Here is a 21,425-nt window from a genome sequence, read left to right as displayed (position 1 = left end):
CCCTAGGCCAGGCGTTCGGCGACGGCGGAGGCGAGCTCCGCCATGGCGACGCTCGTCTGCTCGTGGGTCTTCATGTCGCGAATCGTGGCGGTGCCAGCGGCGACCTCGTCAGGGCCGATGACCACGCAGAGCACGGCGTTGTGCTTGTCGGCCTGCTTGAACTGCGCCTTGAGGCTGCGGCCCTGGTAGTCCGCCTCGGTACGAATGCCAGCGCGGCGAAGCGCAAGCGTGGCCGAGAAGACCGCCGGGCGCATTTCGGCCTCGGTGCCGGCAACGTAGACGCAGGAAGGCTCCACGCCACCGAGGTCGACGCCCTCCGCCTCGAGGGCGAGCATGATGCGCTCGAAGCCAACGGCAAAGCCGATGCCAGGCGTGGGCTTGCCGCCCTCGAGCTCCATGAGGCCGTCATAGCGGCCGCCGCCACCGATGGCGCCGATGGCCGGATCGGGCGTGTAGTCGACCTCGAAGACGGTACGCGTGTAGTAGTCGAGGCCGCGGACGAGCGTCGGGTCCTCCTCGTAGGCGATGCCCGCCTCGTCGAGGTAGCGCTTCACCTGCTCGTAGTGGGCGGCGCACTCCTCGCAAAGGTTCTCGTGGGCGAGCGGGGCGTCCGCCATGACCTCGCGGCAGTGAGCGTTCTTGCAGTCGAAGGCGCGCAGTGGGTTGATCTCCGCACGCTCGCGGCACTCGTCGCACATCTCGTCAGAGTGGTCGAGGATGAACTGGCGAACCTTCTCGCGATAGGCGGGACGGCACGCGGCGTCGCCCATCGAGTTGATGGCGAGGTGGAGGTGAGCGGGGTCGATGCCGAGGGCCTTGTAGAAGTCCATCAGCATGATGATGCACTCGGCGTCAGCCGCCGGATCGGGGGCGCCCAGCCACTCGACGCCCACCTGGTGGAACTGGCGGAGACGTCCCTTCTGCGGACGCTCGCCACGGAACATCGGCTCTGCGTACCACAGCTTCACGGGCGCGCCGCCCTGCGGGACGAAGTTGTTCTCGACGGCGGCGCGAACGACGCCCGCCGTGCCCTCGGGACGCATGGCGAGGCGCTGCTTGGGCTTGAGGCCGCTCTCGTCGCCGGCCTGGAAGACGCGGTCGAGCAGGGCGCCGGAGAAGACGCGGAACATCTCCTTGCGCACGACGTCCGTCGACTCGCCGATGCCATGCACGAACGTGGAGACCTGCTCCATCGCCGGCGTCTCGATGGCGCCGAAGCCATAGGGTTCGAACGTCTCGCGGGCCGTCTTCTGCATGTGCTCCCAGGCACGCATACGTGCGCCGAACAGGTCTTCGGTGCCCTCTGCCTTGTTCGCCATCGTGGCATCCTCTCACTCGGGTTCAACCCGGCTAGTATACCGCGAGGGATGGACACACCTGACGACGCGAACCAGGTGTACCAAGCACGAGGGCAATCGCCCCCATTTGCTCGCATTCCCTCTCCGAAGCACCCGGTTAGGCCGCCCCAAAAGGCTCTGATTTAGTGTCCGCATCGCCTGCTTTACTGAAGTCACTAGAGCTCGCCGAGGCAAGATATCCAAGCAAACCACACCGCAAGCCCTCGTCACGCTATCATGACTTCCAGCAAGCACTAAATTCGAGAAGCCGGCGAGGCAGTTCCCACACCGGCTTGACGAGGAGGACCCATGCACCTGTTCCGCAACGATTACTCAGAGGGCGCCGCGCCCCAGATTCTCGACGCCGTCTGCCACGTGAGTGCAGAGCAGAACGTGGGCTATTCGGAGGGCGACGCCCACTGCGACCACGCTCGCGAGCTCATCCGCGCCGCATGCGAGTGCCCGGACGCCATGGTCGAGTTCTGCATCGGCGGCACCAGCGCCAACGTCATCTGCCTCAACGGCATGCTCCGCGACTGGGAGGGCGTCATCTGCACGCCTGACGCGCACATCATCGTTCACGAGACGGGCGCGCTTGGCGCCACCGGCCGCACCAGCCTCCCCACGACCGATCGCGACGGTTTCCTCAGCCCCGAGGCGGCGGAGCGCGTCTATCAGTTCCAGATGGGCACCGGCCGCCATATGACGCGCCCGGCGGCCATCTACATCACCGACACGACGGAGCTCGGCGGCGTCTGGGACCGCGAGCGCCTCGACGCCATCTGCGACTGGGCCCGCAGCCATGACCTGGGCATCTTCCTCGACGGCGCCCGTCTCGGCAGCGCCCTCACTGCTCCCGGCAACGACCTCACCCTCCCCTACATCGCCAGCCGCGTCGATGCCTTCTACATCGGCGGCACGAAGAACGGCATGCTCATGGGCGAGGCCGTCGTCATCTGCGGTCACAGCAAGCACGCAGAGCGCCTACGCGAGGCCTTCCCGTTCCTCCAGAAGGAGCGCGGTGGTCTTCTCGCCAAGGGCTTTCTGATGGGCGCCCAGTTCGAGGCTGCCTTCGCCAAGCAGGAGGATGGCTCGGAGGAGCTCTACTGGCAGCTCGCCCACCACGCCAACGAGCAGGCGACCGCCCTTCGCAAGGGTCTCGTCTCCGCCGGCTATGAGCTCTACGGCAACTCCACCAGCAACCAGGTCTTCGTGACGGCCACGCCCGAGCAGACCGAGGCTCTCGAGGCCGCCGTGGGTTGCGAGACCTTCTACGTCCTGGAGGACGGCCGCCGCGTCATCCGCTTCGTCTGCTCCTGGGCGACGGAGACCGCAGACGTGACTGAGGTCCTCGAGCTCGCAGGCAAGCTGAGCGCCTAAGTGGCATCGGATCGACCTTCGCGAGCCAGTTCCCGCACGTCAAAAGAAGCGCCGCAGCCCAATTGGGACTGCGGCGCTTTTCGCTTTGTGTCACGGCAACGCGCGCTGGCTCCCCCAAGCTACCTCCGGCTCGGCCAGCGCTCGATGAGGCGCTCCCCCACCTCGGAGAAGACAATGCCCGCGAAGATGAGCACGAAGCCGATCAAAAGCTTGGGTGTGAGGCTCTCATAACCAAACGCGACGGAGAACGCCACACCACTCGGGCTCTCGAGCGACGAGAGGAGCGAGCCGCTCGCTGGGTCAACCTTCGTGAGGGCATAGTTGAGAAGCGCAAGCGTCCCGAATGAGCACACGACGGCAAGGAAGACCAGGGAAGCGACGTTGCCGAACGTGTAGAGCGCAGGAGCAGGCGCCTCTTCGACGAGGAGGAACCCCACGGCCACAATCAACGTGATGGTGACGAACTGCCAGAAGGTGAGCGCCCAGACATCCTTACCTCGGCCCTCAGACGAGACGACCACCATCTCAAGCGCGTAGAACACCGAGCCCGCGAGGGTCAGGGCATCGCCCACATTGAGCGGCAGGCCGTTGTCGAGCACGACAAAGCCGGCGCCCACGAGGCTCACGAACGCGGCGATCAGGCTCACGCGGCGCGGACGCCCATGTCCTAACGCCCAGGCGCAAAACGGCACAAGCACGCAATACACGCCGGTCAGGAAGGCATTCTTGCCGGGCGTGGTAAAGACGATGCCATAGGTCTGGAAGATGTAGCCGGCACCATAGAGCACGCCGAGCAGCACGCCCGTCTTTACCACGGAGAAGTTGAGGTTCGCGAAGATCGCCTTACGGAAAACGACAGCCATGATCGCGCTCGAGATGCCAAAACGAACAAGAAGGAGCCAGAACACCGGGAAGAGCTCCGTGACGTCCTTCATCACGAAGAACGAGAAGCCCCAGGCGAGCGCGCAAGCAACGATGAGGGCCTTGTTGAAGGCAGAGGACTCGAGCAGACCCCGCTGCGTCGAGGCGGAGGCCTCGGAAACAGGGGCGTCGAGGCCCTCCGCCTCGGATGCAGTTGGGTTTGCCACGGACGCCTCATCCACCGGGGACCCGTTTGCGTCCATTTCTGCCGAGGCCATCTCGGCCACGGCCATATCGACCGTGGTCTCCCCGTCCACACTCATCCTATTTTCAACCCTTCCGTTCGCGTTATCGCAGCGTATGGACTATACCAGGTCGAACTCAGCGTAGCTGGCGAGTACCTCGGCGGCGGCGCTCACGTCTTGCACGACGCTCGAACCCGTATAGCCAAGCACGTAGGCGCCAGAGGCCACGCCCGCGGCGACGCCCGTCGGAGAGTCCTCGACAACCACGGCATGCTCGGGCGTGGTACCGAGGATCTCCATGGCGGTAAGGTAGGGCTCGGGGTTGGGCTTCCTGTTCTGCACCATGTCGCCCGCGATGATGACGTCGAAGAGCGACACAAGGCCAAACCTGTTGAGCAGCGCGAGGACATGCGCGGCGACGGTGGTGGAGACGAGGCCACACTTGACGCCCTTCTCGCGCAGGCTGACGAGAAGATCGCGGACGCCCTCGTTGAGCTCGAGAGTGGGATCGATATAGATGGTGCGCGGGAGAATGCCGTTATCGCGCGCCTCGGTGGTCTTGGCCTCGAAACGCTCCTTGTCCATCTCCTTGCCATACTTGGCGGCAATGGCGGGAATGCCGGCGACGCCGTCACAGCCACAGAGCGTCAGCGCGTCCTCATACGTCGCTGGAATGTCGAGCATGTGAAAAACCTTGACGTTACGGCGAGCCGCGACGGGCTCGGAGTCCACCAGGACGCCGTCACAATCGAACAGGACACAGTCTACCTTCTGCGGACGCTCCATCAATATCCTCCCTGCTAGTTGATTTGCGTCGTTGATTCTAGCAGAGGTAACGGACAGCAGATCGAAGGCGAAAGATCCTGGGTGCCCGCGCGCAACGCCAGCAAACGAGAGCTTGCGCGGTCGATTCGGCAGCGCGATCGCGCGAACACATTCGAGACCGGCGAGCACGACAGGTTGCCAAAAGTCTCGTCAAGTTTTTCTCGCAAACTTCTTGCGCAAATACGGGTGTTTCCGCTATAGTTCCTATTCGCTGCGCGCGATAGCGCGTACCGCATGGAGTCGCCAGCTTAGCTCAGTTGGTAGAGCACCGCTCTCGTAAAGCGGGGGTCACCAGTTCAAGTCTGGTAGCTGGCTCCAGCGTAATTTCAGGCCAGGGGCATCGCGCCCCTGGCCTTTTTGTTTGTCTCGAGCTGTTCCCCGCCAGCACCCGCCTCAAGCAAGCCGGAAGCTGCAGCTATGACGCCTAATTAGCGCGCTGAGTCATGCTTTTGCGCCAACAGTTGCAGCCATTGCCCGACTCCGGATTCGCGGTCAAAACCAAGCACTGGCACTCGCGACTACGCCGTGTACTCGGCCTTCCAGAGCCCATGCAGGTTGCAGAACTCGTAGACCGTGGCGCTCGTCTGGCCATGCAGGCAGAACGTCGCCTCTGGGGCTTCGCCCGGAGCCAGATGCTTGAACTCGACCGTACTGTCCGGCCTCGCAATGGCAATGAACTGGATGTAGTGCTCGGGGAGCATCGGATGAGCGACCTCGCCCACGCGAACGTGCAGGCGCTTTCCGCCCTCCAGCTCGAGCGCGGGCACATGCTTCTCGTGCGCGCCGTCGGTCTCACCAGCGCGGAGTTCCGTCATCGGTTCGCCGCAGCACGTGGGCACGCATGCCCCGTCCACGGCGGACCACAGGACGGCACCGCACTTCTTGCAGCGGAAGAACTTGAGCTCGGCCATGATGCGTCCTTTCTCTCTGACGTGTTGGACGAGCGGGCACTCTGCGACGGGCAGAAGTGAGCGTTCGCCCCGTATCGAGAGAGCGGACCTATCCCTCACGGCGCACCGGCAGGCAAAAGCCATGCGCCAGGCGAGCAAGCCCGCCTCTCACCTAGCTTCTTCCCACGGATCGCCCGTCCTTACACGTCAGGCGCAATTGCCACATATGCGTTTGGGCGAGCGGGGCTTTCGACGCGCTTACGCCAGCTAAGCATGCCGTTTCGTTATGCGTCACTCCCCGTGCGAGTCCCGACGCAATGTCCGCACCTCGTCATGCGCGCCGCGCGCCTCGCCGGCCCCGTTCACAAAAGCATTCGCCCGTTCACAAAAGGCTTCTCTTTGACCGCGGTCAATTACTTAGAATTGTCGTGCCGAACGCAGCCCGGTCATCCCAGCACGCCCGGTGCGTGCCAGCTCGCACCGCCGCCCCTGTCAACTCGACCCAGCGCCACCAACAAACGAGGAGAACCACATGCCAGAGCCCATCCGCCTTGCCACCATCGGAACGTCAATGATCAGCGACGACCTCCTCGACGCAGCGGCGCAAGTCGATGACATCAAATACGTGGGCACCTACTCGCGCAACCCCATCACAGCCCGCGAGTTCACCGAGCGTCACGGTGGTACTCGCCCGTTCACCACGCTCGAGCAGCTCGCCAACTGCAAGGACGTCGATGCCGTCTACATCGCGAGCCCCAACGCGCTCCACTTTGACCAGGCCCTCGCCTGCATCCGCGGCGATAAGCACGTCCTCATCGAGAAGCCGGCCTGCTCCAACCGTTTCCAGACACAGTCCCTTTATGCCGCGGCGGAGCTCCACCACGTCATCGCGCTCGAAGCGATGCGCCCCATCCACGATCCCGCCTGGGCCAAGATCTTCGACTCCCTCGAGGAGCTCGGCACCCTCCGCCGCGCGACCTTCCGCTTCGGCAAGTACTCCTCGCGCTATGACGACGTGAAGGCTGGTCGCCACACGAACATCTTCGACACCAAGATGGCGTCCGGCGCCCTCATGGACATGGGCATCTACACGGTCGAGCCCATGGTCGCACTCTTCGGCATGCCGGACAGGGTCGTTGCGGCGCCCACACTCATCTCGGACTCCAAGTGCGAGACCACCAACGGCATCATCGACGGAGCCGGCTCCGTGCTCTGCACCTACGGCCCCCACTCCGGCACGCCTGGCCTCGTGGCCGAGCTCGCCTATTCGAAGATCTCGACAGATCTGCTTCCCTCGCAGATCGAGGGCGACCTCGGCACGATGACCATCGATTCGATGGCATCGCCGCAGCACGTGTCCATCATGACGCGTGGCAAGGCGGTTCGCGGCAGTGCCTCGACCGAATCGAACAGGCCCAATTCGACCACGCGCGAGCTCGACATCGAGTGTCGCACGAACAACATGGTCTACGAGCTCAGGGACTTCGTCTCCCTCATTCGCGGCGAGAAGCTCGACACGCTGTGGGGAAGGGAGATCACGGTTCGTGGCGCGCTCCAGAGCTATGACTGCGTGACCTTTAACTCGCTCAGCGTCTGCGACGAGATTCGTAACCAGGCGGACGTCCACTTCCCGGCGGACTTCCGCTTCTCTTCCGACTTCCGCGTGGAGTAGGCGGAGACCAAGGGCGCATCGCGCGCGGGCCCGCTTGCCCACGCGGCCAGGCTCCGTTCGCACGAGAACCCCCGCGCTGGCGAGCAAATCGAGAAACGCGAAAGGCGGCGCAGGATGGGAACCATTCCCACCTGCGCCGCCTATTTTGATGCCTTCGAACCGCAGGAACGCCCCTGGGAGCGGGCGTCGGCAGCCATCGAACCGGAGAAACGTCCCTGGGAGCGGGCATCGGCAGTCATCGAGAGCCGCGGGTGCCGTCAGTGGCCGTCCGGTGCCCTACCCCAGCAGCTCCAGCACCCTTCGCTTCACATCGAGCGAGGCAGGCGTGAGGAGCCACTCCCCTCGCGCGTCACGCGAGACGTCGACGGGCACCTCGCCCACGAGGCTGCTCGGACGCCCCTCCTTGGGGTTGCCGCGCATAACGAGGATCCGATCGGCCATCTCTACCGCCTCATCCACGTCATGTGTGATGAGAACGCAGGAAATGCCCAGGTCAGTCACCATGGAGAGGAACCACGAGCGCATATCCCGACGCGTGAGGGCGTCAAGCGCGCTAAACGGCTCGTCCATGAGGACGACGTCGTTGTCCATGAGGTAGGTGCGAAGCAGGGCCGCACGCTGGCGCATGCCTCCGGACAGCTCGCCGGGATAGCTCGTCTGCGTGCCGTCGAGCCCGAAGCGCTCGAAGAGCGGCTCCGCCTTGGCGTGCGCCTCGCGACGCGGCGTGCCGGAGAGGAGAAGCGGCAGGCAGACGTTATCGATGATGGTGCGCTGAGGCAGGAGGAGGTCCTTCTGCAGCATGTACGAGATGTGACCGGGCCTTCCCGTGACGTCCTCCCCATGGAGCAGAACCTCGCCAGAAACGGGCTTCGTGAGACCAGCGAGGCCGTGGAACAGCGTCGACTTTCCGCAGCCGGAGCGGCCCACGAGGCACACCATCTCTCCCGGCGCGACCGAGAGCGAGACGCCTTCGACCGTCGGCGTACCACCTGCCTCCCACGCGAGCGTGAGGTCGTGGACCTCAAGCGCGAGCGCGGATGGAGCGCTCGACGCGGCGACCATAGCGTCCTCGGCACCGATGCCCGCGACAGCATCCACGCCGGCGGCGTCCGTGCGCACCTCTCCCCTATCCTCAGACACAGCCACCCTACTGCTCCAGGTAGTCCATGCTGAAGCCGCCGTTGACATCGAGCGCGACGGGCGTGAGCTGGTTGTCGTTCATCCAGGTGTAGAACTTGGCCCAGCGCTCGGAGTCGATGATGCCCCAGCTGGAGGCATCGGCGGTGTACTGGTCGGCGAGGTACTCGGCACTGGCCTTCGCGAGGTCTGCGTCGGTCTCGGGGGCGGCGTCGACGAGGATCTGGGCAGCCTCGTCCGGATTCGTCACACAGAACTCGTAGCCCTTCTTCGTGGCGCGGAGGAACGCCTTGGCGACCTCGGGGCTATTGGCGAGGAAGTCGTTGTTGGCGATGATGACCGGAGTGTAGTAGTCGAAGACGGAGTCGATGCTGCGGAAGGACCAGTAGTCGCAGGCGAGGTCCTGGAGCTTGGCGTTCTGCAGGCCCCAGCCCTCGTAGCCCCAGACGCAGTCGAACTGGTCGGACTTCAGGCCGCTGACCTCGTCACCGGAGGGAACGAGCTGGACCTTGGAGAAGTCGCCGCCGTCGGTCTCGACGACGCTCTTGACCATGGCCTTCTCGACGTCCTGGTCCCAGGTGCCGTAGCGCTTGCCCTCCATGCCGCGCGGGCGGTCGATGCCCTCGCCGGCGCGGCTCATGATGCCGGAGGTGTTGTGCTGGATGGTCGCGGCGACGGCCGTCACGGGCAGCGGGTCGTCAGAGCCGAGATAGTTGGCCATGACGTCCTGGTAACCCATGCCGAACTGGGCCTTGCCGGTACCCACGAGAGCGTCAGCGCCATCCTCGGGCGGCTGGACGACCTCGACGTCGAGGCCCTCGTCGGCATAGAAGCCCTTAGCGATGGCCACGTAGACGCCGGAGTGGTTGGTGTTGGGCGTGTAGTCGAGCACGAACGTGAGCTTGGTGGCGTCACCCGCGGCGGCGGTGGAGGCGGCGGCAGTATCAGCGGCCTTCTGGCCGCCACAAGCGGTGAGGCCGGCAAGCGCGACGGCGGAGGTGGCGATTCCGGCGCTCGCCACGAACTCGCGGCGGGAGATGGAGGAATTGGTCATTACTGATTCTTCCTTTCTGCCCTGTCCCACGGCATGCACGCCTTACGCAGCACGGAGACGAGCCCCATGAGCAGCAGGGAAAGGGCCGAGATGATGAGGATGACGGCAAACATCTTGTCGTACGAATAGGACTTGCGAACACGCGTCATGTAGACACCAAGGCCCACGAAGCCACCGAGCCACTCGGAAACCACGGCACCCACCACGGCATACGTCGCGCTGATCTTGAGGCCCGCGAAGAAGCTCTCCGCAGCGGCGGGCAGCTTCGCGTACCAGAAGATTTGGGCGCGCGTCGCGTTCATGGTGCGCATGAGGTCGATGACGTCCGGGTCGACGCTGCGGAAGCCGCTCGCAAGCGACACGGTGACGGGGAAGAACGTCCCCAGCACGACGAGCAGCACCTTTGGCATCAGCCCGTAGCCAAACCACAGCACGAGGAGCGGGGCGATAGCCACGGTGGGGATGGTCTGCGAGATGGTGACGATCGGGTCGAGCGCACGATAGACGGCTTCGAAGCGGTCCATGAGGACGGCGACGACGAAGCCCACGGCGACGCCTAGGACGAGGCCGAGAAGCGCCTCGGCGATCGTGACGCCCGAATGGCTCACGAGCAGCGGGAGATCGGCCACGAGCGCCTGGACGACCTGCACCGGGCTCGGCAGCAGATAGGTGGGAACGAGACCCGCCATGCAGACGAGCTGCCACAACACGAGAAGCGCGGCGACCGTCAGCACCGGCGCGACCCAACGCGCCCGAGGGCGCGCGGCGCCGTTGCCCGCATCGACCCGAACGGCTGTGGTGCCCTTCGTGGCCGCATGGCCCGCAGCGGCGCTTTTCGTCGAGTTGCCGTACGCGCGGCTTCCCGCCAAGGCGTCCCCGGTGATCACGTCCTTGTCCTTCGAGTGCGAGGCCATGGGCTAGTTCTCGTCCTGGTGGTACTTGCCGACCTTCTTCTCGGTGGAGAGGACGGCGCCATTCGGCTTGTAGTCGATCTTGGCGTAGGTCATGACCTGGCCGCAGCCAGCCTCGGCCGCCACGAGCTGGCAGCGCTTGAGGACCTCCATGCAGGTGTCATAGTCGCCCTCGATAGCGGTCTCGAACGGGCCAACATACGGGTTCACGTCGTACTTCTGGATCTCCTCGATGACGGCGTCGACCACGCGGATGACCTCGTCGTCGTTGGCGGCGTCCATCGGCAGGACCTGAATCGCAACGCTACATTCCATGCAAACCTCGCTTTCCGCGAGGGTCCGAGCTCGCCGGGCGGCGCACCGTCAAACGAATCGGGGCCCTCGCCATTGGCGGGAGCCCCGTACGAATCGCACGTATTGGTTCCCTACGCTGGCATTACCCAGATCAGGTTTTAGGTCAGGGCCGCAATCCTAGGCCCAATCTCAGCCGGCATGCGCCAGCCCCCTTTTACGGCACGAATAATAGCACGTCGAGATGTCGAGCAAGTGGTTTTATCTCCGCGGCGCGCGGGACGGGTGGAGCGAGGGATACGGCGGGCGACAGGGGCGCGAACAACGCGCAAGCAGAGTTCCCTCGCGCACCGCATACGCGTCTTGCGAATTCGTGAGAATTGCTTCACATGGGAAGAGCCCGCTGACAATCCGGGTACGTATTCCCTACAGCAAAAAACGAAGGAACGCAGGAAGCGAACGTGCATGGCTCAGTTTAATGATCGCAACACGAAGGGCGGACTCTTCGACGATTTTTCGTTCTCGACCGTCATTGCAAGCGGTCTAGCAGCGGGTACATCATTTGCCCTCTCCTCACAGATTGGCCTCGCGGGCTCGCTTATCGGCGTCGTCATAGGCGGTCTCGCGTCCGCCGCGGCATCACAGATCTACAAGTCCATCCTCAAGGCCTCGGCGGAGAAGCTCTCGTCGAATGATGGCGAGACGGGCTCCGTCGCCATCGACGGCCAGGCTCCCCATGACGATAACGATGCGACGTGCGTCGTAGACAGAGCCCGCATCGCCGACAAGACGCGCGCCCTTGGCAACTCGCACGACGATGTCCTCAAGCGCAGCGCTTCCGTCGCCGACACGACCATCCCCAGCCAACCGCGCGCGGCATCGGTCTCAGGCAGCAGCCACGTCGAGGAATTCGCCGAGACGGGCACGCCCATCGCGCCGGTAGCCATACGTGCCGCCGCCCGCCGACGCGAGCGCGACGTCATACGCCGCAGGGCGACCATCTTCATGGCCGCGGCATCCATCGTCGCGGTGCTCGTCTTCGCGCTCGTCGTCAGCATCGCGACCAAGGGCGAGGGCATCGGCGGCTCCACCACCATCGTGGTCGAAGCGCCGCAGACGACGCAGGCCGCCACTGAAGCCGCAACGGCGCACAAGCACCCTGCCACGACCGAGGGGGCAAACGCCAGCCTGCAAGGCGGATCGAGCAGCAACCAGGGCGAGAACACGGGGTCATCCTCTCCCTCAACATCCGGCTCCTCGTCAAACCCCTCGAATGGCGGCTCGAGCGACGGCGGCGCATCGGACTCCAGTTCCAGCAAGCCAGAAGGCGATACCTCCAACTCCGGCTCCGCCTCGAACTCGACCCATTCGAATGGCTCGGCTAACGCCAACGGCTCGGGCGACACGGTAAGCGGATCCGGCGGTTCGACGAAGTAGATTCCGACAGCGGATCAGCCCCTACGCGCCAGCCGCCAGCAGCTAAGGCTCACTTTGGCGTGCCCAGCGTCGAGACGGCACGTTGAGGCACCGGCTCCGAGATGCTCGGTAACCGACTCGCCAATCCAGGGAAACGCGCTCGATAACCGACCTCCAAGCAGGGAGGGGTGCTCGGTAACCGACTCGCCAATCAAGGACAAGGCGCTTAGAAGATCGGCCCATCGATGACTTGCCCGTCGATGATCGCCCTGGCCCTCTCCTGACCCTCGATGGCCTCCTCGAGGCGCTTGCGGTAGTAGGTCTGGCCGTTATCGATATCGACGCGAAGGCCAATCTCCGCCTGCTGGAAGAGCTGGAGGGCGCGCATGGGATCGCGCTTGGCACCCGCAGACTCGCAGTCCTCGGACAGAAGCAGCTGGGCGATCCTGATGGCGGGCTGGGCAATCTCGACGATGTCCTCCGCAAGATCAAGACTGCGGCTCCAGAGCTGATAGGCCTTGGCCATATCGCGCTCGACGAACTTGCCGCGACTGTACATGTCGCCGAGCTTGTACGCCGCCTCGCTGGAATCAGCCAGCGCGGCAGCGAGGGCGTAGTACTGGTATGCCTTCTGATAATCACGCTCGCCGGTGCGACCATACTCCCAAATGTAACCGAGATTGATGATGGACTGATAGCAGCCGTGGTTCATCGCCATCTCGTAGAGCTCCGCCGCCTTGACATAGTCCTGCTCAACGAGGTCACCCATGTAATAGAGGACGCCAAGGTCATTCATGCAGGCGGCGTCTCCGCGTGAGATGCCCATCTTGTAGCCGATGACGAGAAGCTTCGGCACGTCGTCGCTATCCGCTGCGGCCACGCAAATGCGCTGGTGGTTCCGCGCGACGAAGGCCGCGAACGTTCCGGACTCGCTCGAGAACGCTGCCTCGGCCATCTCCTGAAGGAGAGCATCGACATCCACGTGAGGCCTGTCATCAAACCGCAGAAACGTGACGTCCACCTCATTGACGGACGAACGCTCGATACCCGCGAGCGCGGCGGCGTGCTTTTCCTCGTCAGCCGTTGCCACGTACTTGGTCTTATCAACCATGGTCCCTCCCGAGGAGCCTCGATTCATCGAAGGCAAGGCCATTATAGAAAGGCTTTCGGACATTAATGGGAGTCCAACGCGAACGGCAAACGACGAGCTCGCGCCCCGTCAACGGCAGCGCCGAGTTTTGCGCGCCACACGCGAGGTACCTGGTACGATAAGCCGAGCGTGACTGATAAGTGATAGCCGCGGGCACGCGGGAGACCCCGGTGCCGCGCGGCGCGACCACGACCGAGGAGCGCCATGGCACCCCTGAGCGAGAACGAGAAGAAGCAGATCCGGCGCTACTGCGTCTACCCCAAGGTCGCCCTCGTGGCGCTCGTCATGGCATTCGTGACGTGCCTCATGCTGGTCCCCCTCGAGATGATCGATGACCTGGTCTTCCATCACAAGGGCTTCCAGGACACGGGGCTCAACGTCATCCTCGCGCTTGTCGCCATCAACCTCGTGGCCTTCTGCTTCTGGACCCTCCGCCCGAAGTTTGGCATGCGCGGCAAGCAGTGGCGCGCGCTGCAGGAGAGGCTCGACGTCTCGCAGCAGGAGACTGACCGCTCGGCGCAGGTCGCTGCCGCCATAGGCGCGCAGGCAGCAGGGCGTCTGCTTAGCGACAGCGATTCCGACCTGGCAAAAGGCCTGGGCGGAGTCGCGCAGGTTGCCGGTTCCGTGGGCACCGTGCTGACCGTGGCGGACATCCTGTCGGAGACCTCGGCCAACGCCGAGGCGATGGCCGGTGCCTACGGCGTGCCCGTCCCGAACGTCAGGAGATGGAGGGTCGCGCTCGTGGTGCTGCCCATCGTCATCGCCATCGGGGCGTACGTCCCGCAGTACGCGCAGGCGAGCCGTGAGCTCGACGCGCGCGTCGCCAGCGCCGCCGAGCGGATTGACATCGCACGAGATGCGCTGGCGGGCACCTGCGCCCGCGTCTCGGCGGACGATCCCCGCGAGCGCTACAAGGACTACGGCTACCACGTGATCGGCTACCTGCGCGAGTCCGAGGACGGCGTCCAGGAATCCTACGTCTACCTCGACTTTGACGACGGGGGCACGCTCACCGACGTCAGCTATTGCATGGAGGTCGACGTGAGCGCCACGCTCGAGGAGAGCCTCGACCAAGCCATGCTCGACATCGCGGAGCTCGGCGCGGCGCTCGAGGGGCTTAACGTGCCCACCTCGAACGCAGGCCTGCTCGCGGCACCGCGGGTACCGGACGATTTCCGCGAGGCGTTCCTCGCCGGCTCGCCCTACGAGAGCATTCGCGTCTACTCGGACGACGGTCCCGTCAAGACGTCATGCTCCTTCGACACGGAACCTGAGGAGGAGTTTGACCAGTACACGCACCCGAGCATCCGGGTCTCACTCCGGAGTTGACAAAGGGACTGTCCCTTTTTCAGATTTTGCCGCCTACACGTGGGTGGCGCGCCTGTCCCCTTGGGCCCAGGCGTAGTTCATCTGCGTATCCGCCGTGCGGCCGATCACGCCCGCGCCCTTGGCGGGGATAACGATAACGCCGCCGTTGCCTCCCCTGCCGTCCACGGCGGAAAGCATCGCCTCGGCGGCCTCGCTCGGCGTCTTGCCCGCAAGCGCGACGCGCGCATGAATCTGGAACGCCGACGACTCCTGGATGAACTTCTCGCCCGTTCCGGTGCAGCTCACAGCCACGCTGCCTTGGTTCGCATAGGTTCCGGCACCGATGACGGGCGAGTCTCCCACGCGGCCAGGCATCTGTCCCGTGATACCGCCAGTTGACGTGCCCGCGGCGATGCGGCCGTTGACGTCGCGCGCGACGGCGCCAACCGTGCCATGGCGCGTCGCGGAGTCGTCGCAACCCGCCGCCGCACGGGCACGGAATTCCTCGAGCTCGGCGAGGCGGCGCTCAGTCACGAAGTAGGAGTTGTCGACTTGTTCGATCCCCCATTCCTCGAGTTGGGACCCCGTGGGCTGGGAGAAGAGCACGTGCGGCGTACGCTCCATGACCGCGCGAGCAACGTCGATGGGATGCTTCGCCGTCGTAAGGCCGCAAGCAGATCCGCACGATCCGTCACCGAGCATAAGGCTACTATCAAGCGCCGCCGTGCCGTCGAGCGTGAGCGCGGCGCCATGGGCGCAATTGAAGCAAGGGGCGTCTTCCATGACGTGGATAGCCGCGATGACGGCCTCCTCGGCAGGCTCACCGGCAGCGAGCTGAGCATATCCCGCCTCAACCGCGCGGGCGAGGGCAGCTTCCGTCTCAGCCGCCCGCTCCGGCGTCATCTCGTGAATGCGCCTGCCGGCGCCACCATGGATGACGAGGAGCGGACCGTCTCCGCCGACCTCGATAACATCCGGCATCTTTACCGATTCGACTACCTGCGCCTTCATGGCTCCCCTTCCGCCTGTCGTCAGATGAATGATAGCCGTCGCCCATGAGGATGCACTTGCCATGGCACCTCAGCACCACGATCGCGCAACGAAAACCCGCTCGAAACACAAATAGTGGCCCAAGAATGGCAGCAAAAGCTGGTGGTTGATATTAACGGATAGCGACTGTGAGCAGCCAAACGAGGGGGCACCGAGTAGACCCGCTATTTCCGTTTCCATCACCGCAGGTAGATGAACTGGCAAATTTCGGTCTACTTCGAGCGAGCCGATTTGGCTGCTCACAGTCGCTATCCCCCTATTTTTAGCTTGAGCCAGCGCTCTCAATTGGCCTTGAAATGCATCAAGCAGCCTGCCTTGCGCGCATTAAATAAACTCGCCCGCCGCGTGCGTCACGCAAAAACAGTGCGCCCCGGCAAGAACGCCGGGACGCACTGATAATCCGCTCATCGCGGAGCGACAACAAAGCTCGTCGCACGCAAAACGCATCGCCATCGCAGGCAACAGCCCAAACCGCGAGCATGGCACTCGCGACGCAAGCCCCAGCGGGACAGCCGTCGCTTGGCAAACGCGGCATTCGCGGCGCAAGTCCCCAGCGAAGCGAGCGGCTCCAGGCAAGCACGGCGCGCGTGACACAAGCCCCAACGGGACAGCCGCCGCTACGCAACCGTGGCCGTCCCCTTGTCCCTTAGGAGGTCCTGGACGCGCGCCATGAGCATGACGTTCTTCGCGTCGACGCGACACGGCACCTCCATGCGGAGGCGGTCACCCGACTCGCTCACGACAAACAGCTCGACGCGGTCAAAGCCCTGGTGCAGGCTGAGAACCTTCTGCAGCTGCTCGAGCATGCTACGCGACAGCGCGCTCGGCTCGAGCATGATCTCGAGGACCTTGGGCTTGTTGGTCTTCTCCGACAGCTCGAGCGGCTCGACAGCCGTCGCCAAGAATTGGTCGCCGCGGTCGCTGCGGTCGATGCGGCCGAGGACGCGCACGAACACGTCGCCCGTCTGCTCGCCCGTCTGCTCGTCGGTCTGGCCGGCGAGGACCGCGGCGCTCTTCTTGTACGCCTTCGGGAAGACGACGACGTCAAGCTCGTTCTCCATGTCCTCGAGCTGGACGATGGCCATCGGGTCGCCGTTCTTCGTCGTGCGCTTCTGCATACCCGACACCATGCCGGCAACCCAGAAGGGCTTCTCGCCACCTACGTCAACATGGCGCACCTCGCCCGTGACGCTGGTCTTTTCGTAGCCGTTCAGCACCTCGCCCAGCGTGTAGTCGCGCGCCTTGGAGAGCGCGTACTCATACGGGCGCAGCGGGTGGTCGGAAATGTAGAGGCCGAGAACCTCGCGCTCCTGCGCGAGCTTGAGCGTACGGTCCCACTCGACAGGGCTCGGCTCGGGAGCCTCGTCCTCGAAACCAGCCCCCTCGACATCGCCAAACAGGTCGAACATCGAGCTCTGACCAGCGGCGCGATCCTTCTGGCGCTTCGTCGCGGCGTCGATGATGTTGGCCGGGTTGTTCTTGTCGACGAACTCCATGAGCTGGCGGCGCGGGTATCCCGTCGAGTCGAAGGCACCGCCCTTGATGAGGGCTTCGATAACGCGGCGGTTGCACGTGCCGGTATCCACGCGATCAACCAGGTCATGCAGGTTCTTGAAGTTGCCCCCGCGCTCGCGCTCCTCGATGATGAGGTCCGCGACGCCCTCGCCCACGCCACGAATGCCGGCGAGGCCGAAGCGCACGCCCTCCTTCGTGGCCGTGAACTCCTTACCAGACTCGTTGATGTCAGGCGGCAGCACCTGGATGCCGTCGTGGCGACACGCGGAGACGTAGTGGACGATCTTATCCGTCTTGCCCGTGTAGCTCGTGAGAACTGCGGCCATGTACTCGTTGGGATAGTGCGCCTTGAGCCAGGCCGTCTGCATGACGAGGATGGCATAGCCCGCGGAGTGCGACTTGTTGAACGCGTAGGACGCGAACTCGAGAACGTCGTCCCAGATGCGCTGGGCGACCTCGCGCTTGTAGCCGTTCTTGACCGCGCCGTTCATCCAGTGGTCATACGTCGTCTCGTCCGAGCCGTCCTCCCAGTGAAGGATGGTCGAGGTCAGAAGCTTGATCTTCTTCTTGGCCACGGGCTTACGGATGCGAGAGTCAGACTCGCCCTTGGAGAAGCCGCACATCTCGACGGAGATGAGCATGACCTGCTCCTGGTAGACCATGGTGCCATAGGTCTCGCCGAGGATGTCATCGAGGCGCGGGTCATAGGAGACCGCAGGCTCCTTGCCGTTCATGCGGTTGATGTAGGACGAGACCATGCCGGCGCCAAGGGGGCCCGGGCGGTACAGGGCGATAAGTGCCACCACGTGCTTGTACTCGGTGGGCTTCATGTTCTTGATTGTGGCCGTCATGCCCGAGGACTCGACCTGGAAGACGCCCGCCGTGTGGCCCGAACCCATGAGCTCGAAGATCTTCGGGTCATCGAAGGGAATCTCCGCCTCGTTGATGTCGATGCCGTAGTTGGCCTTGATGTTCGCCTTTGCCTTCGAGATGACCGTGAGCGTGCGCAGGCCCAGGAAGTCCATCTTGAGCAGGCCCATGTCCGCGACGGTGTGGCCCTCGTACTGGGTGATCTCGACGCCACCCTTGGTGTCGAGCTTCGTGGGGCAGTGCTCGTTGACGGGGTCACGACAGATGAGGACCGCGCACGCGTGCACGCCCTCGCCGCGGATCATGCCCTCGAGAGACAGCGCCGCGTCGATGATGCGGTGGGCGTCCGGATCGGAGTTGTAGGCGTCGACGAAGTCCTGCGAGTACTGGTCCTCGCGGCCCTCGACCTTGTTCATCGTTGCCTTGAGCGTGGCGTTGGGCGCGGCGCTGATCATCTTGGAAAGGCGCTGGCCCATGTAGACCGGGAAGTCGAGGACGCGCGCGGCGTCGTTGACGGCCTGCTTGGCCTTGATGGTGGAGTAGGTGATGACGTGCGTGACCTTCTCGGGGCCGTAGAGCTGGCGCACGTGCTCTACGACCTCGAGGCGACGCTCATCGTCGAAATCCATATCGATATCGGGCATCTCGGTACGCTGCGGGGAGAGGAACCTCTCGAACATCAGGCCGTTCTCGAGCGGGTCGAACGCCGTGATGTTCATGGCGTAGGCGACGATGGCGCCCGCCGCCGAGCCACGGCCCGGGCCGACGCCAATGCCGTTGTCCTTGGCCCACTGCACGTACTCCGCCACGATCAGGAAGTACGCGGCGAAGCCCTTGTCGCAGATGACCTTGTACTCGTACTCGAAGCGCTCCTTGATGTTCACGCCACCGATCTCGCGCGTGGCCCAGTCGTCGCCGTAGTGCTGGCGCAGGCCCTTCTCGCACTCGCGACGGAACTGACTCTCGTGAGTCTCGCCCGGGTCGAGCAGCGGGAAGCGCGGGAGGATGATCTGGTCCCAGTCGAGCTCGACGTTGCACTTGTCCGCCAGCTCGAGAGTGTTCTCGCAGGCCTCCGGACACCAGGAGAAGAGGGCGCGCATCTCCTCCTCGCTCTTCATGTAGAACTCGCTGCCCTCCATGCGCATGCGGTTCTCGTCATCGATCTTCGAGTTCATGCCGATGCACATCATGAGGTCCTGCGTGGGGGCGTCCTCGCGCGTGAGGTAGTGGAAGTCGTTCGTGGCGATGACCTTGAGGTCGAGCGAGTGAGCAAGCTCCACCAGCTGCTCGTCGAGCAGGCGGTCCGTCATGCCGTTCTCGAAGGTCAGGCCGTGGTCCTGGATCTCGATGTAGAAGTCGCCGGGGGCGAAGATCTCCTTGAAGGTGCGGGCCCACTTGAGGGCCTCGTCCGGCTGCCCGCGCAGGATGGAGCGCGGGATGATGCCGGAGACGCACGCCGCCGTGGCGATGATGCCCTCGGAGTGGGCGCGGAGCATCTCGAGCGTCGTGCGGGGCTTGTAGTAGAAGCCGCGAACGGCCGCGTCGCTCATCATCTGCATGAGGTTGACGTAGCCGGTCTGGTTCTTGGCGATGAGAATCATGTGGTAGAGCTCGGGCTTGTGGTCGCGCGAGAGGGAGTCATCCGGTGTGAAGTAGGCCTCGCAGCCAAAAATGGGCTTCACGAGCGGGCGCGGCTTCACCTCGTCGAGGTCGCGGCCGGCCTCGTGCGCGGCGACGTCGATCTGCCACTGCGCGTATGCCTCGGGTTCCTTCTCCGCGTCAGGCTCCACGATCTCGCGACCCTTTGCGTAGTTCTCCTTGTCGTGGAACCACTGCTGCCAATCCGCCTGCTGGTGGTTGTACTTGGCGCACTCGAGGTCGAGGTCAGGCACGCCATACATATAGCCGTGATCCGTGATGGCGACGGCGGGCATCTTGAGGTCGACTGCGCGCTTCACCATCGCGGAGACGCGCGTGGCACCGTCGAGCATCGAGTAGTCAGTGTGGTTATGGAGATGTACGAACGCCATTTCGCTCCCTTTGCGACGGCCCGCGGAGTCACCGTCGCCGCATAGTCTCTCGCCAAGATTTCTCGCATCTGAGGATAGCGCACGTTCCGGACACCCTTTCGGGCATCGCCGCGCTTCACCCCTCTCCCACGCCATGTTCGGGGATTGACAACGCCCGCCGCGCGGAGTTGGAAACCTGAAAAAGGGACAGTCCCTTTTTCAGGTTTTGCCGGCCGCCCCGCCGCACGCAAGCCGCCGCGCCGTGCACGGCGCGACCGCCGCGATTCGCACGGGCGCCGGCGCACGGGCCGCCCACGTCGAGCCGCGAGACGAGAGAGGCCGCCGCATCCCTGGGGATACGGCGGCCTCTCGATTCGCACGCACTAAAAGCGAGCGCTACCCCTGCGCGACGGCAGCCTTACGCGGCGGCACCGGCGTCGGCGGCCTTCTCGGCCTTCTCGGCGTTGAAGTGCTTGTAGCACCAGCTGGTGACGATCGGCGTCAGGATGGCGGTCACGATGGCGCATGCGGCGACCTGGGCGGTGGCAACGGCAAGGATGTCTCCGCCATAGAGGGCCTCGTCGGTCGCGGCCATGGCAGCGGGCGTGGCGACGTTGGCGCCAGCGCAGCTCGAGATCGCGGCGCCGGCGACACCGGTGCCGCCCGTCAGACGGTCGATGAAGACGGCGGGGATGGCGAAGACGACGGAGCACAGAACGCCAAGCAGGATGCCAGGCAGGCCACCAGCAACGAGCTGGCCAAACGTCATGGTGGTGCCCATGGCGAAGAACGTCAGGACGATGACGCCGGTCAGTGCGGGAGCCATCATCTTCTTGAAGCTCGGGAAGACGTTGCCGAGGATGATGCCCACGACGATAGGCAGGATGGCGCCCACGAGGGACCAGCCAATGGAAGCCTGGCCGGCGGCGCCCAGAACGATCATCGTGACGGGCGGGCCCACGACAAGCGTCGTGATGGCGACGGCGCCGCGCTCGGCCTCGTTGCCCATCGAGCCCATCAGGCCGGCGTACATGGCGTTGTTGGCGCCGGTGCAGGCCGCCAGGATGACCATCGCGGACAAGCCGAGGAAGTTGTTGCCCGTGAACAGGACGATCAGCGCCACGGCAATGACGACGACCTGCTTGGCGATGATAATGATCGCACCGCGAGCGGCGGCGGCGGGAGCGCTCTTGAACGAGATCGTGGTACCCACGATGAGGAGGAACGCGCCAACGAGCGGGCTGACGCCATTCTGCGTCATGCCCAGCGTGAAGCTGCCGAGCGTCTTGAACATCTCGGGGAACAGCGTGTTGAGCAGGCAGCCCAACAGAAGCGGCACCAGAATCGTGGCGCCGGGGATGGAGGACATCTTGAAGAAGGGCTTCTTCTCCTCCACCACAGCACTGGAATCACTCATTGGAAAAACTCGCTTTCGAGACTCGAGAAAAAACGGAGCGCGCGGGCCGGGAGTTATCCGGCACCGCGCGCTTTACGGACGCAATCG

Annotated in this window: 16 protein-coding genes, 1 tRNA gene and 1 riboswitch; of the genes, 5 read left to right on the top strand and 12 right to left on the bottom strand. The window is 64.3% G+C overall.

Annotated features, from left to right (window positions below; all coding sequences use genetic code 11):
* Positions 1 to 2: 2 nt before the first annotated feature.
* Entirely contained in the window at positions 3 to 1,319 is a 1,317-nt protein-coding gene (gene hisS, locus Q0H23_RS01260) for a histidine--tRNA ligase (RefSeq protein WP_293834861.1), read from the bottom strand.
* A 327-nt stretch (positions 1,320 to 1,646) separates the two neighbouring features.
* On the opposite strand from hisS, the gene Q0H23_RS01255 reads away from it, so the two are divergent.
* On the top strand, positions 1,647 to 2,717 hold the full coding sequence (locus tag Q0H23_RS01255) for a beta-eliminating lyase-related protein (protein WP_293834859.1): 1,071 nt from the start codon (positions 1,647 to 1,649) through the stop codon (positions 2,715 to 2,717).
* Positions 2,718 to 2,836: 119 nt separating this feature from the next.
* Here Q0H23_RS01255 and Q0H23_RS01250 read toward each other — a convergent pair whose 3' ends face one another.
* Positions 2,837 to 3,895: a DMT family transporter gene (locus Q0H23_RS01250; protein WP_293834856.1), complete on the bottom strand. Its 1,059-nt coding sequence runs from the start codon at positions 3,893 to 3,895 to the stop codon at positions 2,837 to 2,839.
* 48 nt (positions 3,896 to 3,943) lie between these two features.
* Positions 3,944 to 4,609: an HAD family phosphatase gene (locus Q0H23_RS01245; protein WP_293834854.1), complete on the bottom strand. Its 666-nt coding sequence runs from the start codon at positions 4,607 to 4,609 to the stop codon at positions 3,944 to 3,946.
* Between the two features lie 281 nt (positions 4,610 to 4,890).
* Here Q0H23_RS01245 and Q0H23_RS01240 point away from each other — a divergent pair.
* Positions 4,891 to 4,966 (top strand) — tRNA-Thr (locus tag Q0H23_RS01240).
* Between the two features lie 200 nt (positions 4,967 to 5,166).
* Here the strand turns inward: Q0H23_RS01240 and Q0H23_RS01235 are convergent.
* Positions 5,167 to 5,559: a desulfoferrodoxin family protein gene (locus Q0H23_RS01235; protein ID WP_293834852.1), complete on the bottom strand. Its 393-nt coding sequence runs from the start codon at positions 5,557 to 5,559 to the stop codon at positions 5,167 to 5,169.
* A gap of 511 nt (positions 5,560 to 6,070) precedes the next feature.
* Between Q0H23_RS01235 and Q0H23_RS01230 the strand changes: the two genes are divergently transcribed.
* On the top strand, positions 6,071 to 7,210 hold the full coding sequence (locus Q0H23_RS01230) for a Gfo/Idh/MocA family oxidoreductase (RefSeq protein WP_293834850.1): 1,140 nt from the start codon (positions 6,071 to 6,073) through the stop codon (positions 7,208 to 7,210).
* 276 nt (positions 7,211 to 7,486) lie between these two features.
* Here the strand turns inward: Q0H23_RS01230 and Q0H23_RS01225 are convergent, their stop codons facing one another.
* The 4 genes from Q0H23_RS01225 to Q0H23_RS01210 all read right to left on the bottom strand — a co-directional run bounded on the left by Q0H23_RS01225 (position 7,487) and on the right by Q0H23_RS01210 (position 10,627).
* Complete coding sequence (locus Q0H23_RS01225) at positions 7,487 to 8,356, bottom strand: ABC transporter ATP-binding protein (RefSeq protein WP_293834848.1); 870 nt, start codon at positions 8,354 to 8,356, stop codon at positions 7,487 to 7,489.
* Between the two features lies 1 nt (position 8,357).
* Positions 8,358 to 9,401, bottom strand: a complete 1,044-nt coding sequence (locus Q0H23_RS01220; RefSeq protein WP_293834845.1) for an ABC transporter substrate-binding protein — start codon at positions 9,399 to 9,401, stop codon at positions 8,358 to 8,360.
* Positions 9,401 to 10,090, bottom strand: a complete 690-nt coding sequence (locus Q0H23_RS01215) for an ABC transporter permease (protein WP_293835125.1) — start codon at positions 10,088 to 10,090, stop codon at positions 9,401 to 9,403. The genes Q0H23_RS01220 and Q0H23_RS01215 overlap by 1 nt, the downstream gene beginning before the upstream one ends.
* Before the next feature lie 228 nt (positions 10,091 to 10,318).
* Complete coding sequence (locus Q0H23_RS01210) at positions 10,319 to 10,627, bottom strand: thiamine-binding protein (protein ID WP_293815834.1); 309 nt, start codon at positions 10,625 to 10,627, stop codon at positions 10,319 to 10,321.
* Between the two features lie 89 nt (positions 10,628 to 10,716).
* A riboswitch (TPP riboswitch) is annotated at positions 10,717 to 10,826 on the bottom strand.
* Between the two features lie 242 nt (positions 10,827 to 11,068).
* On the opposite strand from Q0H23_RS01210, the gene Q0H23_RS01205 reads away from it, so the two are divergent.
* Positions 11,069 to 12,040: a hypothetical protein gene (locus tag Q0H23_RS01205; RefSeq protein WP_293834842.1), complete on the top strand. Its 972-nt coding sequence runs from the start codon at positions 11,069 to 11,071 to the stop codon at positions 12,038 to 12,040.
* A 205-nt stretch (positions 12,041 to 12,245) separates the two neighbouring features.
* Here the strand turns inward: Q0H23_RS01205 and Q0H23_RS01200 are convergent, their stop codons facing one another.
* On the bottom strand, positions 12,246 to 13,130 hold the full coding sequence (locus Q0H23_RS01200) for a hypothetical protein (protein ID WP_293834840.1): 885 nt from the start codon (positions 13,128 to 13,130) through the stop codon (positions 12,246 to 12,248).
* A gap of 243 nt (positions 13,131 to 13,373) precedes the next feature.
* Between Q0H23_RS01200 and Q0H23_RS01195 the strand changes: the two genes are divergently transcribed.
* A complete protein-coding gene (locus Q0H23_RS01195; RefSeq protein WP_293834838.1) occupies positions 13,374 to 14,498 on the top strand; it encodes a hypothetical protein in 1,125 nt (374 codons plus the stop codon).
* Positions 14,499 to 14,531: 33 nt separating this feature from the next.
* On the opposite strand, the gene Q0H23_RS01190 is transcribed toward Q0H23_RS01195, so the two are convergent.
* The 3 genes from Q0H23_RS01190 to Q0H23_RS01180 form a co-directional block, all read right to left on the bottom strand.
* Entirely contained in the window at positions 14,532 to 15,488 is a 957-nt protein-coding gene (locus Q0H23_RS01190; protein ID WP_293834835.1) for an isoaspartyl peptidase/L-asparaginase, read from the bottom strand.
* A 656-nt stretch (positions 15,489 to 16,144) separates the two neighbouring features.
* A complete protein-coding gene (gene dnaE / locus Q0H23_RS01185) occupies positions 16,145 to 19,942 on the bottom strand; it encodes a DNA polymerase III subunit alpha (RefSeq protein ID WP_293834833.1) in 3,798 nt (1,265 codons plus the stop codon).
* Between the two features lie 397 nt (positions 19,943 to 20,339).
* Complete coding sequence (locus Q0H23_RS01180; protein WP_293834831.1) at positions 20,340 to 21,338, bottom strand: 2-keto-3-deoxygluconate permease; 999 nt, start codon at positions 21,336 to 21,338, stop codon at positions 20,340 to 20,342.
* Positions 21,339 to 21,425: the final 87 nt, after the last annotated feature.

Origin of the sequence: uncultured Parolsenella sp. (assembly GCF_934660935.1) — a bacterium.
Classification (GTDB): domain Bacteria; phylum Actinomycetota; class Coriobacteriia; order Coriobacteriales; family Atopobiaceae; genus Parolsenella.
The sequence above is the reverse complement of the archived record's forward strand: the minus strand, read 5'-3'. Positions and strand labels throughout refer to the sequence as shown.

What these genes read in the sequence shown, in the direction of transcription:
- Q0H23_RS01195 (WP_293834838.1), top strand. Translation starts at nt 13,374, where the DNA reads ATGGCACCCCTGAGCGAGAACGAGAAGAAGCAGATCCGGCGCTACTGC.
- Q0H23_RS01180 (WP_293834831.1), bottom strand. Translation starts at nt 21,338, where the DNA reads ATGAGTGATTCCAGTGCTGTGGTGGAGGAGAAGAAGCCCTTCTTCAAG.
- hisS (WP_293834861.1), bottom strand. Translation starts at nt 1,319, where the DNA reads ATGGCGAACAAGGCAGAGGGCACCGAAGACCTGTTCGGCGCACGTATG.
- Q0H23_RS01210 (WP_293815834.1), bottom strand. Translation starts at nt 10,627, where the DNA reads ATGGAATGTAGCGTTGCGATTCAGGTCCTGCCGATGGACGCCGCCAAC.
- dnaE (WP_293834833.1), bottom strand. Translation starts at nt 19,942, where the DNA reads ATGGCGTTCGTACATCTCCATAACCACACTGACTACTCGATGCTCGAC.
- Q0H23_RS01215 (WP_293835125.1), bottom strand. Translation starts at nt 10,090, where the DNA reads ATGGCGGGTCTCGTTCCCACCTATCTGCTGCCGAGCCCGGTGCAGGTC.
- Q0H23_RS01255 (WP_293834859.1), top strand. Translation starts at nt 1,647, where the DNA reads ATGCACCTGTTCCGCAACGATTACTCAGAGGGCGCCGCGCCCCAGATT.
- Q0H23_RS01200 (WP_293834840.1), bottom strand. Translation starts at nt 13,130, where the DNA reads ATGGTTGATAAGACCAAGTACGTGGCAACGGCTGACGAGGAAAAGCAC.
- Q0H23_RS01245 (WP_293834854.1), bottom strand. Translation starts at nt 4,609, where the DNA reads ATGGAGCGTCCGCAGAAGGTAGACTGTGTCCTGTTCGATTGTGACGGC.
- Q0H23_RS01220 (WP_293834845.1), bottom strand. Translation starts at nt 9,401, where the DNA reads ATGACCAATTCCTCCATCTCCCGCCGCGAGTTCGTGGCGAGCGCCGGA.
- Q0H23_RS01230 (WP_293834850.1), top strand. Translation starts at nt 6,071, where the DNA reads ATGCCAGAGCCCATCCGCCTTGCCACCATCGGAACGTCAATGATCAGC.
- Q0H23_RS01235 (WP_293834852.1), bottom strand. Translation starts at nt 5,559, where the DNA reads ATGGCCGAGCTCAAGTTCTTCCGCTGCAAGAAGTGCGGTGCCGTCCTG.
- Q0H23_RS01205 (WP_293834842.1), top strand. Translation starts at nt 11,069, where the DNA reads ATGGCTCAGTTTAATGATCGCAACACGAAGGGCGGACTCTTCGACGAT.
- Q0H23_RS01190 (WP_293834835.1), bottom strand. Translation starts at nt 15,488, where the DNA reads ATGAAGGCGCAGGTAGTCGAATCGGTAAAGATGCCGGATGTTATCGAG.